Source organism: Oceanotoga sp. (assembly GCF_030445905.1).
GTDB lineage: Bacteria > Thermotogota > Thermotogae > Petrotogales > Petrotogaceae > Oceanotoga > Oceanotoga teriensis.
Genome location: NZ_JASUSU010000038.1, coordinates 13661 through 27325 on the forward strand (window position 1 = coordinate 13661; position 13665 = coordinate 27325).

General features: G+C 24.8%; 10 protein-coding genes. All 10 read right to left on the reverse strand.

Annotated elements, in window-relative coordinates; all coding sequences use genetic code 11:
* Positions 1 to 33 precede the first annotated feature (33 nt).
* Entirely contained in the window at positions 34 to 3561 is a 3528-nt protein-coding gene (gene smc, locus PWP28_RS10540) for a chromosome segregation protein SMC (RefSeq protein ID WP_308644709.1), read from the reverse strand.
* A gap of 1 nt (position 3562) precedes the next feature.
* Positions 3563 to 4210 carry a uracil-DNA glycosylase gene (locus tag PWP28_RS10545; RefSeq protein WP_109603931.1) on the reverse strand — a complete coding sequence of 216 codons (648 nt, stop codon included), beginning with the start codon at positions 4208 to 4210 and terminating at the stop codon, positions 3563 to 3565.
* 16 nt (positions 4211 to 4226) lie between these two features.
* Complete coding sequence (locus PWP28_RS10550; protein WP_109603932.1) at positions 4227 to 7667, reverse strand: LptF/LptG family permease; 3441 nt, start codon at positions 7665 to 7667, stop codon at positions 4227 to 4229.
* Positions 7664 to 8419, reverse strand: coding sequence for a PhoU domain-containing protein (locus PWP28_RS10555; protein ID WP_158274757.1), 756 nt, complete (start codon positions 8417 to 8419; stop codon positions 7664 to 7666). Before PWP28_RS10555 ends, PWP28_RS10550 begins: the two co-directional genes overlap by 4 nt.
* A complete protein-coding gene (locus tag PWP28_RS10560) occupies positions 8419 to 9243 on the reverse strand; it encodes an NAD(+)/NADH kinase (RefSeq protein ID WP_308644710.1) in 825 nt (274 codons plus the stop codon). The genes PWP28_RS10555 and PWP28_RS10560 overlap by 1 nt, the downstream gene beginning before the upstream one ends.
* A gap of 4 nt (positions 9244 to 9247) precedes the next feature.
* Positions 9248 to 9544 carry a YggT family protein gene (locus PWP28_RS10565; protein ID WP_109603935.1) on the reverse strand — a complete coding sequence of 99 codons (297 nt, stop codon included), beginning with the start codon at positions 9542 to 9544 and terminating at the stop codon, positions 9248 to 9250.
* A 9-nt stretch (positions 9545 to 9553) separates the two neighbouring features.
* Positions 9554 to 10216 carry a YggS family pyridoxal phosphate-dependent enzyme gene (locus PWP28_RS10570; protein WP_264149970.1) on the reverse strand — a complete coding sequence of 221 codons (663 nt, stop codon included), beginning with the start codon at positions 10214 to 10216 and terminating at the stop codon, positions 9554 to 9556.
* A complete protein-coding gene (ruvB, locus tag PWP28_RS10575; protein ID WP_206050493.1) occupies positions 10217 to 11248 on the reverse strand; it encodes a Holliday junction branch migration DNA helicase RuvB in 1032 nt (343 codons plus the stop codon).
* 14 nt (positions 11249 to 11262) lie between these two features.
* Positions 11263 to 12567: an asparagine--tRNA ligase gene (gene asnS / locus PWP28_RS10580; protein WP_109603938.1), complete on the reverse strand. Its 1305-nt coding sequence runs from the start codon at positions 12565 to 12567 to the stop codon at positions 11263 to 11265.
* 68 nt (positions 12568 to 12635) lie between these two features.
* Positions 12636 to 13544, reverse strand: a complete 909-nt coding sequence (locus PWP28_RS10585) for an HD-GYP domain-containing protein (protein ID WP_264149971.1) — start codon at positions 13542 to 13544, stop codon at positions 12636 to 12638.
* Positions 13545 to 13665: the final 121 nt, after the last annotated feature.

Here is a 13665-nt window from a genome sequence, read left to right on the forward strand (position 1 = left end):
TATTATATCAGAAAAAATATAATAATATATAAATTAAGATATATTTGAAAATTCTTTAAAATCAACTGGAACTACATATGTAACCCCATTTTTCATGGTTATACCATGAAAAATTTCAGCTATTTCCATCATAAGTTTATTATGAGTTATTATCATAAATTGAGATTTATGGGCATTATTTTTTATTAATGAAGCTATTTTATCTGCATTTATATCATCTAATGGAGCATCAATTTCATCTAATATATAGAAAGGACTTGGATTTAAATCCATCAAGGAAAATAAAAAAGCTATCGCTATCAAAGCTTTTTCACCACCAGAAAAAAGAGATAATTTTTGAAAATTTCTACCAGATTTTTTCACAGAAATTTGTATCCCTTGTTCAAATATTTTACCTTCACCTACAAGTCTCAATTCTCCATAACCATTAATAAATAGTTGAGATATATATATTTTAAATTTTTCATTTAATTTTTCAAAAAAGTCTCCATAAATTTTTTCTGCATTTGAATCTAAATCATTTATAGAATTTTTTAATTTATTATAAGATTCTACTATATCTTCTTTTTCCATATTTTGAGTATTGAATTCATTTTCGACTTCATTAAATTCATCTAATACGGTTAAATCAACAGAACCAAGATTTTTTAGATAATCTTCTATTTCTTTTATTTTATTAGAATAAGATTTTAATTCAATTTCATCGAGTTCTACAAGCTCAAATTCGGATGCTTCTATATCTAAATTATTTGCTTTTTCAGTCAAAAATTCAATTTCATGTTTAACATTTTCTATTTCATAGTTTATACTATTATTTCTTTCTTTTTTTTCATTTATTAATTCTTTTAAGTTATTTTTTTCTGTTTCGAGTATTTCAAGATCTTCAGCTTTTTCGAATTTACCGCTTCTTGAAGATTTCATTATATCAAATATTTTTGTAATTTCAGTATTTAAACTATCGTATTCAATTTCTACTCTTTTTATATCATTATTTTTAGATTCAAGGGTATTTTTAATATTAGAATATTTTTCATTTAAATCAATTTTTTCACTTTTTATATGATCTATATTTTTTAATGATTCTACTTTTTTCTGATTATAATAATTTATTTTTTCATCCAAAGAATCTTTTTGATATTTCTTTTCTAATAATGTTTGTTTTAATTCAGTAATTTTAAGGTTAAAATCACTATTTTCAATTTCTAAAGTTTCAATTTCTTTTTTTAAATTCAATGTTTTATTTTTATTTTCGGAATTTATTTTTTGAAAATTTATAATATCTTCTTTAAGAATTTCAATTTCATCTTCATAATTATAAATTCTTTCAGAAATATTTTTATTTGAAGAAATTAAGTTTTTCAATTCTTCATTCAAACTTTTAAATTCATTATTATGTATATTTTTTTCAGAAATTAGATCATTAAGTTTTTCCTTTTCCTCTCTTACAATATCATTTAACTTAATTATTTTTTCACTTATTTTCTTTATTTCAGATTCAGAATATATAATATTTTCTTTATTTTCTTCTAATAAGAAAATAGTTTCTTGTAATTCTCTTTTTCTTTTCAAAATAGAAGAAGAATAATCATATTTGTTTTTACCAGCACTTATAGATCCTTGACCACTTACAGTTTCTCCATTAATTGTAACTATATTGCTATTAAATCCAACTTTTGATAGATTTATGGCACTTTCAATATCATTAACAAGTATTGTGTTTGAAAAAACATATTCCATTATTTTTTGATATTTATTATCAAATTTTATTATATTTATTAAATAGTCTATAACACCAGGTTCATTCAGAAATTTTTTATTTAAATATGATTTAGTCTTTAAAAGATCTAAAGGTAAAAAAGTTATTTTACCCATTCTCAATTTTTTTAAAAAATCAATATAGAATTTAGAGTAAGAAGAACTTTTAATTACTATATTTTGGAGTTTGTATCCAGCTGAAGAAGATATAGCTTCTTCATATTGTTCATTTATTTCCACAATATTTGCTACTACATCTACAACATTATCATCATCTTTAAATTCTTTAAAAAATTCTTTTATAACTGACGAATATCCAGCATATTCAGAAATTTGAAGGTTTAAGTTTTCAAGTTTATTTTTTAATTGAATTCTTTCACTTTTTCTATTTTCCAAATCATTTTTTAATACATTATATTCAGAATTTAAGTCTTTTAAGGCAGTAATTTTTTCTTTTATGGCATTTATGAGACTTTTTTCTTCTTCTGATTTAATGGTCAATTTTTTTCTTATTTTTTTTAGAGAAAGTTCAATTGATTCTATTTTATTCGATTTATTTTCAAACTCTGTTTTTAAAAATTCCAATCTCTCTTTTTTCCCTATAATTGAATTATTTTTTTGTTCGATTAAAGTATTATTTTTATTTATTTCATCTATTAATGTGTTATAAAAGAATTTCTTTTCATTATATAATTTTTGCTTTTGAGATACCGTATTTTCTAAATCATTTTTTTTTGAAAGAATTTCTTCATATTCATTATATATTCTTTCAAAATCTATATTATAAGTTTTTTCTAAAGTTGAAACTTCTTCTAATTTTTGTTCTTCGTTTTTTAATCTTTCATCAAAATTATTGATTTTCCAATCTATTGAAAGTATTTCAGAGTTTAATTCATTTATAGATTCATTTAATCTTTCTTTTTCTTTTTCAAGAGAAGAAGTTCTACTTCTATAACTCTCGATTAAATCAGTATTTTTATTTATTTCATCTTCAACATTATCAATTTCTTCTTTCAAAGATCTATACTTTCTTTCAATATCAAATTGTTCAGAATAAAGTTTTTTTAAATCTAAACTTATATTATGCTTTTCTTTTTCTAAAGTATCAATCGTATTCATTTTATATATTTTTGAGGCACCAAAATAAATTTTTCCAATATTTTGTAATTGTTGCTTATTTTCAAGATATTTTTTTGCTCTTCCTGCTCTTATAGATAAAGACTTTAATCTTTTTTCTGTCATATAAAGAATATCATTTATTCTATCTAAATTTTCTTGTGTTTTTTCTAATAATTTTAAAGAATAATTTTTTTTATCTAAGAAATCTTTTATTTCTGAAGCATCAATAATGATATTTTTTAATTGTTCAGAAGAAGAATTTACTATATCTGAAACTTGTCCTTGAGAAATTATAGAATAGAATTGTTTTCCTATTCCATTAGAAAAAAGATTTAAAATATCTTTTAAAGTAGAGTTTTTATCATTAATAGAATATATATTTCCTTTATTCTTATCAAAGTATTTAGTCAATTTTATGTTTTTTTCATCAATTTCAATTATGAGACTAACCATAGCAAATTTCGAAGGTTTATGTTTATTAGTTCCAGAAAAAACAACATCTTCTCTGTCTTGAATTCTCATTTGTTTATTAGACTGTTCACCCAACATCCATCTGATAGCATCAACAACATTTGATTTTCCAGAACCATTAGGACCTACTATTGCTATGAGATTTTTATTGATATCAATGGAGGTTTTTTTTGCAAAACTTTTAAAACCTTCTATTTCAAGGGTTTTTAATTTCATTTTAAATTCCTCCAGAATCTTTCATTATCTTAGTCACTGCTTTTACTATATCTTCAACATTTTTATCATTATTTAAGGCTTTAATCATTATTCCAATGGCCCTCATATCGAGCCAAGAATACCATCTTGGAGTTCCTTTTTGCATTGAAGGATTTCTTAAAAGATAACTTGGATGAAATGTTGGAAATATTTTAATTCCTGAATACCAATCATAAAATTTTCCTCTCGATTCTGTTATTTTAGTTTTATTAGTTAAATATTTCATACTTGTAGAACCCAATGTAACTATTATCTTTGGTTTAATTTGAATTAATTGAGCTTCGAGAAAATGTCCACAAGAATTCATTTCTTCATCTGAAGGAACTCTATTTTTAGGTGGACGGCATTTCACGATATTAGTTATAAAAATTTGATTTCTATCTATTTTTGCCCAGTCTTTAAACATCACATCAAGTAATTTCCCTGCTCTACCAACAAAAGGTCTGCCAGAAGAATCCTCATCAGCACCAGGACCTTCTCCAACAAAAACTATTTTAGAATTTATATTACCTTCGCCAGGTACAGTATTATTTCTGCTTAAATGCAGAGAACATTTTTCACATATTTTTATTTTATCTTTTATAAAGTTCATTTCTTTTATATTTGCCATGTTAAAAACAACTCCTTTACATAAGTCCAAATTCAAATCCATCATCGCTAAAAGCTACATTTTTGTTTGGAAGATTATTTATAAAAAATGTAAGTGTGAATTTTTTTAATTCAAATTGTGGTAAAAATGATATATCAGCTTTTATGTTAAAAGTCCAACAAATAATTCTTTTTTGAATTTCAAATTTTTTAAAATCTAAAATTTCATTTTCTATATCATATTCAAATTCCATATCAGCAAATTCTTTTTCATCACGACTTTCTATACCTATACTGGCAGTTAAAAAATTTTCTTTTCTATAATAATTACCACCAAAAGTCATTGAAAATAAAGAATTTTCTTCCAGAAATTTATTTTTATAAAGTTCAAATCTATTATAATCATCTTTTATATTGAACTTACCAATTAATTTGTTCCCAAAAATATAAAATGAATAACTTGAAAGTAATTCTGGTAGAATTTTTTCAATTTCTTCTTCATATGGATATATTTTATATTCAATTTCTAATCTATTCCTATTGAATAAAACTTTTTCTTTATTTAATATATACTCAATAGGTTTTTCTTCATTATGTTTATACGTGAATTCACTTGTATGATAAAAAGGTTTTAATTCTGATTTAAATTTAACTTCTGTTGTTTTAGGTTTTATTTCAATATCTGTATCAAAAAGTGTTTTAGTTTGTAGTTGATTTTTAAAGTTGAATATATTTAAAGATGTATCTGTTTTTAATTCAAGATAAGAAATTTTATCAAAACCATCCTTCAAAAAATTGTATTTTCTGGTTATTCTTGCAGCATTTTTAAAATTATTTTCGAAAAAACTCAATTTATATCCAATATAATCCCCATAATTAACTTCATCTGTTGCAGAAGGTGTTAAAGAATTTTCAAAAACTTTTTTAAATTCCACAAAATTACCAAATTCCAATATATTCCAACTCATGTCTATTTTAGGTTTTAATGTAAAATCAAACAAAGTATGTCCGATCGAGTACTTTGAATTTTCTGTAAAATCTCTTTTATGATTAAAATTTGAAGTAGTTTCAAAACCTGTTTTTCCATCTATATCGAGTAATTTAAATTTATTTAAAGTATAATCATATTCAAATTTGTTTTTTGAATCTATTTGATTATTTAGAACTTTAGAAGATTCTGAAGTTAGATTATAATATAAATCACCCGTTAAATTTGAGTATTTTGAATAAAAACCATATTTTCCTTTAACTTCTATACGACTATTTTTTTCTTTCCATGCTTCTACTATATTAAAACCGTTTAAATTTTTATATTCTAGATTTACTCCTAACCTTGATAATGATATTATTGATTTTTTATATTTTTTTTGATAAGCATCAGTATAAGCCTGTAAAAATTTTATATAATAAAGAGTATTTTCATTCCAATAAACATTAGATCTGATGTTCTTTATATTTCCATAAGGTGTTTTTAATTCAGGAATATATAGATCAAATTTCATCAAAGTATTCTTATTATCTTGAGTTAATCGCATATAAGAATCTTTATCATAAATATCATATTCAAAACCGAGTTCTGTATTAATATTATTTTCTATATTTGAGTATAAATATAAGTACTTATCAAAAACTTTTATTCCATATTTAAATAAAAACTTTTGATAAGTCAAAGAATTTTCAAAATCATTTGTCATACCATATTTTAATTTCAAAAGACTCTCATTTTCAAATAAATAATTAATTCCTATTAAAAAAGTTAATTTATTATTTTCATAATCAAACTTTAAAGAAAAAGGCTCATTATCATCTTCATTTAAACTTTGAAAGTAAAATGGTAAATATAAAACGGGAACACCAAAAAATTCCAAAGTAACATCTCTTGCTATAAGAAATTTTTCTGGATAAATAGTTACTTTTCGAGATTTAAAATAATATGTTATACAGTCTTTGCAAGTAGTCATTTTAGTTTTTTCCGAAATAAAATAATCGTCCTCTAAAGGTTTGTAAATTTCTTCAGACCAAACCTTGACTTCTACTTCATTTTTATCATCTTTATACTTTTGTAAAGTATAAGAATTTATAAAAAAACTGTCATCTTTTTCGAAATTTATTGTCATTGTAGAAGCTTCAATAGTAGATTCACCATGAGTATAAATAACATTGCCAGTTAATTCAGCACTATTGATAGTATTATCATCATTTAAAACTGCTGAACCTTTTTCAGCAGTTATAATTGAATCTTTATAAAGTATTTTCAATTCTTGATTAAATTGTAAAATATCATCTATTATTTGAAAATCATTTGATTCAATATTGACATTTGCAGAATAACTAATACTTGGGAAAATTAATAATGCAATCAATACTACAAAAATTTTTTTTAAAGGTTCTGTTATTTTAAAAGAAATTTCAGTATCTAATAAGAAAAATAGCAAAATTCCAACAATCCCAAATAAAATATCTGGAATCCATGCTGATAATACAGGATTTATTATTTTTTCTTTACCCAATGCATTAAGCCAAGCTCCAGATCCTTGATAAAGAACAACTAATAAAAATGTAGTTATTACACTCCATGATTTACTTTTCAAGTTTAAAAATAAAGAAAGAGATACTCCTAAAATAGATATAACAAGTGGAGCTAATGCATTTGCAAATTTACTTTGAAAAGAAACTATTAAACCAGAAACATCACTTCCAAGTTTTGAGAAAGTATCTATTTTTTCTTTTAATTCTTTTGAAGTCATTTCATTGGCACTCTTACCAAAATTTAAAAATTCTTCAACATCTTTTTCTAAATCCAAAGAAAGAGATTTAAAAGAAAGATCAAATTCTAAAAAACCATTTGAATCAACTCTAAAACTTCTACCATTTTCCATTTTCCAACCATCTGGATATTTTTTTGCTTTTTGAGCATGAAAAACAGTTGTTTTCTTATAGTCAACTTCATATAACAAAATATCATAAAGAGTTCCATTTTCTCTATCAAGTTCTTTTACAAAAAGATATCTATTATCTCCAAGATCTACAAATTCATTATCGCTTATAACAGCTTCAGGTTTTTGATAAATATATTTAGCCATAGCTTGTTTAGCTTCATAGTTCGATTTTGGAACTATACTATCAAAAAGCATAAAAGTGAAAAAAGATAATAATATTGATATAATCAAAAAAGGTATCATGAGCCTTTTTGCTGGTATACCTAAAGTCTGTATTGCAATTATTTCATTATCATTTGATAATCTTGACATTAACCAAAAAATACCGAATAAAACTCCTACCGGTATTCCCATTGATACAAAATAAGGGAGATTGTACCAAATCAATAAAAGTAATTTATCAAAACCAACTTTATTTCTTACAATTATTTCAGAAAGCTCATATAATAATTGAACACTTACAAATATCACAAAACCAAAGAGTCCCATTAAAAAAGGAGAAAAAAATTCTCTGGAAATATACTTTATAAGTCTTATCATAAATCGTCCTCCAAAGAATAAAAATATTCGAGATTAGTACCTCGGCATTTATAACGAACACCTTTGAGAGCCCATATTATATTTTCAGATATATTTGTTGTGAAATCAGAAAATCTTTCTATATTTGATAATATGTTCAAATGTAAATTTGTTGTTTTAACTGATTCTTTTGATTTATAAAGATGTTTTTTATATGCTGATAATAAAGAATTAACCTCTATATCCATAGCACAAATTTTTTTAGCTGGTTCAAAAAATTTTTTATCTATATCAACTTTTGACAATTTATCTGTCTCAAGATTTATGAAATCAGAAAAAAGTCTTAAAGATATAGACAACATTTCATGGCTTTGAATAAAAATATCTTCAAAACTTACCATATTTACGAATTGGGGTAATTTTAAGATTTCAAGATTTATTTTAGCATTTTCTTCACATAAATCACCCATGTTTTCAAAAATATATGACAGTTTAATACCTAAAAGAGAGGCTTTTAAATATATTCCAGTATAATTATTGGCACTTATCATTGTTAATCCATCATATTCTAATTTAGATTCTAAAAAATCGAGTCTATCATCTTGTTCGATTATCTCGTTGGATAAATTTTTATCTTTTTCAAAATAAGAATCTTTAAATTTGTAAAACATACCTTGTACAAGTCTTCCCATTTTTAAAACATTATTTAAAAATATTATTAATTTATCATTTTTAAATGAATTCAAATGTCTTTCTTCAAAATCATCAATCATCATTCAAACCTCCTGCCAAAAGCCAGTTTTTTATTTAAGGTTGAATAAAAAGTTTCAGTATTTTTTTGTGCAAGTAAAATTCTCTTTTCACTTCCAGAAATTTTTATAGAAGTACCTGGCTCAAGCTTCTTTATTATATTTCCATCTCCTGTTATATATGAAAAACCAGCTGAAATATTATTAATATTTATTTCAATACTTCTATTTGGAGACACAATAAAAGGTCTTATATTTAAAGCATGAGGAGAAAGAGGAACTAATTCCATCATATTTAAATCGGGGTCTATTATACTACCGCCTGAAGAAAGAGCATATCCAGTTGCACCAGTAGGAGTAGAAATTATTATACCATCTCCTAAAAAAGAATACAAAATATGATTTGCAACTTTGACTTCAAGATCTATAGTACCAACTGGTTGACTTTTTTGAATAACAAAATCATTCAGAGCAATTATATTTTTACCATCAATATTGCATTTTATTAAATATCTTGAAGAAAATTTCAAATTTTTATTTTTAATATCCAAAGCAGCTAATTCGATTTCTTCTCTTGAATAAGCGCTTAAAAATCCTAATGTACCGAGATTTATAGATATTATAGGTTTATTATGAAAAGTTGCTATTTGAGAAATTCTTAGTACGGTTCCATCACCACCAAGAACAACGTAAAAATCAGCTGAATTGGCTATTTTTTCATTTACAAACGAACTTGCAGATAATATATCTAAAACTTCTATATTATTATTTTCAAAAATATGAGATATATTTTTTTCAATATATTCTTTATTATGTTTTGTAGGATTAAAAAATAAAATTATCTTCAAAATTTCACCCCAAACGATTTCCAAAGTCTATTAATGTTTGAACTAAAAATCTATCAGTAAAAATTAATATGAGAATTGCTATAAAAGGAGAAAAATCAAACATGCCTATATTTACAGGAAGATATCTTCTTATAGGTCTCAAAAAAAATTCACTTATAGAATCTACTATTGATTTAAACTTATTATAAACTGGGAATAAAAAACTCATAACAACAGATATAATTATGGTTAATTCAATAAAATTTATACTTATTCTTAAAACAGTTCCGATCGCTGTAAAAAAGTTACCCAATGCAAACATTTTATCACCTCAATAATTTCTATTTCCAAATATTTTACTACCTATTCTTATAAAAGTAGCACCATGTTTTAAAGCTAATTTATAATCATTAGTCATTCCCATAGAAAGTTCTTTTAAATCAGGATAAGAAAATTTAAAACTATTTAGAAGTTTAGAGGCTTCAAAAAATACAGATTCTATAATATTTTCATCATCAGTCAATGGAGCCATTGTCATAAATCCATTTATTTTTATATTTTTAAAAATACTGCATTCTTTTAAGAAATTAGAAATGGAATTTTTATCAATACCGGATTTAGAATCTTCTTGTGATATATTAACTTCTATTAATATATTTTGAATTTTATTATTTTGTTCAGCCCTAAAATTTATTTCTTTTATCTCTTTTATACGACTTACTGAATGTATTAATTCACATCTTGGAACTATATATTTTATTTTATTAGTTTGTAATCTTCCTATAAAATGCCAATTTATATCATAATTTGACAAATATTCGGATTTATCTCTTAATTCTTGTGCTTTACTTTCTCCAAATATTCTTTGACCAAAATTATAAGCATTTACTATATCTTCTGCTGGAAAAAACTTTGATACAGCTATTAATTTTGTATTAGGATATATTTTTAATTCATCATATAATTCGTTCAAATTTGATTCAATAGAGTTCATTCAATCACCCCATATTGAAATATTTTTATCTTCATCTTCTTTTACATTTAAAAGATCATAAGCTTTTTGTGTAGCAATTCTTCCACGATGACTTCTAATTATAAATCCATTTTGAAGTAAATATGGCTCATATACTTCACTTATAGAATCTGATTCTATACCCAAAGAAGATCCTAAAGCGTTAATACCTACAGGACCACCTTTATAATTTATTATTATTGTTTTTAATATTTTTCTATCCATATCATCAAGACCAAAATGATCTATTTCAAATAACTCCATAGTTTCTTCAACATCTTCGATGTCAATATTGCTTTTCGATTTTACTTGAATTATATCTCTTACTCTTTTCAAAAGTCTATTTGCTATTCTTGGGGTACCACGAGATCTTTCACCAAGAACTAATGCAGCATCTTCATTTATTGAAATATCTAAAAGATTTGCAGACCTTTTTATTATTTCTTTTAAATCATTAGCTTCATAAAAATCCATTTCTAAAATAATTCCAAATCTTGATCTCAATGGACCTGCTAATAAACCTAATCTTGTGGTAGCTCCTATTAAAGTAAAAGGTTGTAAATCTACTCTTATAGATCTTGCTGAAGGTCCTTTGCCTATCATAATATCAAGTTGAAAATCTTCCATTGCAGAATAAAGAATTTCTTCTACAGATCTATTTAATCTATGAATTTCATCTATAAATAGAATATCTCCAGAATTCAAATTTGTTAATATAGCAGCAAGATCTCCTGCTCTTTCAAGAACAGGACCGCTTGTTATTTGTATATTAGATTTCATTTCATTGGCTATTACATTAGCCATAGTTGTTTTTCCTAACCCTGGAGGACCAGCCAAAACAATATGATCAAGATGATCTTTCCTTATCTTTGCAGCCTTTATTGCAACATCAATTTTTTTCTTAACAGAATTTTGGCCAATATATTCATTTAAAAACTTAGGACGAAGGCTTATATTAGCAACTTCGTCCTTAACCTCCTCAGGGTTGAAAATTCTATCCTCATCAAATTGCATTATAAATTCCTCCATTATGGATAAACTCTATACAAAGTTCTTGCGAACGGAATTGCCTCCCTTATATGATTTAAACCACATATCCAAGCAACAGTTCTTTCTATACCCAAACCAAATCCACTATGAGGTACACTACCAAACTTTCTCAAATCTAAATACCATTCATATTCTTCTTTAGGTAATTTAGATTCTTCTAATCTTTTCAATAAAATTTCTTTTTCCCAAATTCTTTCAGAAGCACCTATTATCTCACCATAACCTTCTGGTGCAAGCATGTCATCACAAAGTACGACTTCAGGATTTTCAGGATCAGGTTGCATATAAAAAGCTTTAGCATTTTTTGGATATTTTTCTACTATTAATGGTTTTTCGTATTGTGATGCGAGTTCAGTTTCATGTTCAGCTCCTAAATCATCACCCCATTCAATACTATATCCTTTTTTTTGAAGAACTTCTACGGCTTGAGTGTAAGTCATTCTTGGGAAAGGAGCTTTTATTTTTTCTAATTTAGAAATATCTCTATCCAAAGCTATTAAATGTTCTTTAGCTCTTTCTAAAACTTTTTCTATTATATAAGAAATCAAATTTTCTTGCAAATTCATATTATCTTCATGTGTATAATAAGCAACTTCTGCTTCATTCATCCAAAATTCGATTAAATGTCTTCTTGTTTTTGATTTTTCAGCTCTAAAAGTAGGACCAAGATTAAATACTTTTCCATGTGCCATACAAGCAGCTTCTAAATAAAGCTGACCAGTCTGAGCAAGATAAACTTTTCCATAATCAAAATATTCTATATCAAAAGTATTACCAGCTGATTCCCCTATAGAACCTGTAAATATAGGTGTATCGATAAGTGTAAAATTATTATTATAATAAAATTCTCTAACAGCTTTTATTATCTCATTTCTTACAGCTAAAATATGAAATTGTCTTCTTGATCTTAACCAAAGATGTCTATTTTCCATTAAAAAGTCAATACCATGTTCTTTATTTGAAATAGGATAATCTTCTTCAGGTTGATTTAAAATATCGATTTTTTTTACAATTATTTCCACTCCAATAGGAGATCTATCATCTTTTTGAACTTCTCCTTCAATTATAACTGAAGACTCGTTTCTTATTTTTTTTATATCTGAAAAAACATCTTCTCCTAAAGTAGATTTTTCAGCAATTCCTTGTACGAATCCAGTACCATCTCTTAACTGAAGAAAGGCTATTTTTCCACTAGATCTTTTATTCCAAACCCAACCTTTATAAATTATTTTTTGACCTATAAAATTTTTTAGATCTTTAGTATAAATCCAACTTAAACTCATATCACACCTCCAATTAATTTTTGCTTGAATTATTATATCATATTTTTAAATATCTAATTTATACAAAATTATACAAATTTATTCTTTTCAAGAAAATTATTTATAAATTCAACAAATTTATTTGCTAAAATAGGATCAAAAAGAATTCCGGAATTATTAGATATAAAATCTATGGCCTGTTGCGGCGATAAAATACCTTCATATTCAGAAGTTGCTGTATGAGTTGCTATGTCAAACCAATCTATTAATCCTATATATCTTGCATAATAGGGTATTTCTTCTCCTGATAATCCATCTGGATAACCTGTTCCATTCCAAAATTCATGATGAGAACGGACTACTGGTACAGAAAACCAAAGTTCATCTATAGAAGATAAAAATATAGATCCCGTAACTGTATGTTCTAAATCCCAAGTTTCAAAGTCATTTATTCTTGTTGGAGTAAAAAGCATTAATTGTTCTATACCTATTCTGCCAATATCATGTAACATAGCCAACTCTTTTATTTTTTTTATTTCATCATCATCTTTTCCAAGGAATTTTGAAAATTCTTCAGAATAAAAAGCAACACGCTGTGAATGAGACATATTAGTATCTTTATCTTCGACTTCCATTGTAACAACTAAGGCTTGCAAAAATTTTGATATTTTGTTTCTATATCTATCTTTTAAATCATAAAGATTATAAACATTATTATCATAAAAAAGAAAAGTTGATTTTAAAATTGATAACTCTATCAAATTAAATATTTTTGAATCCTCAATTGCAGTAAAGTCGCTGTTATTTGAAATAACAGCTCTATTTTGCTTTTCAAAAAAAATACATATTTTATCATCATAAGATCTTTTTGAAGATATTACAATATCAGAATTGTCAAAAGAAGTCGAAACCGTAAATTTCATTCTATTCAATATTTTTTCACATAGTGTTTTATCTGAAAAAGAATTATCTATAAAAAAAGTGGGAAATTTATTCATAAAAACAACCTCCTTTATTACTTTATTATAGTATCTTTCTAAATTCTAAAAACGTTTATTTAAAGTAATTTTAAACGATGTTAAAAGGGATATTTACCTCCATAGGTTATAATTAAATTGT

Excerpts from the sequence above, each read along its gene's own strand:
- PWP28_RS10565 (WP_109603935.1), bottom strand. The coding sequence starts at position 9,544 with ATGTTTGCATTGGGTAACTTTTTTACAGCGATCGGAACTGTTTTAAGA.
- ruvB (WP_206050493.1), bottom strand. The coding sequence starts at position 11,248 with ATGCAATTTGATGAGGATAGAATTTTCAACCCTGAGGAGGTTAAGGAC.
- PWP28_RS10585 (WP_264149971.1), bottom strand. The coding sequence starts at position 13,544 with ATGAATAAATTTCCCACTTTTTTTATAGATAATTCTTTTTCAGATAAA.
- PWP28_RS10570 (WP_264149970.1), bottom strand. The coding sequence starts at position 10,216 with ATGAACTCTATTGAATCAAATTTGAACGAATTATATGATGAATTAAAA.
- PWP28_RS10545 (WP_109603931.1), bottom strand. The coding sequence starts at position 4,210 with ATGGCAAATATAAAAGAAATGAACTTTATAAAAGATAAAATAAAAATA.
- PWP28_RS10550 (WP_109603932.1), bottom strand. The coding sequence starts at position 7,667 with ATGATAAGACTTATAAAGTATATTTCCAGAGAATTTTTTTCTCCTTTT.
- smc (WP_308644709.1), bottom strand. The coding sequence starts at position 3,561 with ATGAAATTAAAAACCCTTGAAATAGAAGGTTTTAAAAGTTTTGCAAAA.
- asnS (WP_109603938.1), bottom strand. The coding sequence starts at position 12,567 with ATGAGTTTAAGTTGGATTTATACTAAAGATCTAAAAAATTTTATAGGT.
- PWP28_RS10555 (WP_158274757.1), bottom strand. The coding sequence starts at position 8,419 with ATGATTGATGATTTTGAAGAAAGACATTTGAATTCATTTAAAAATGAT.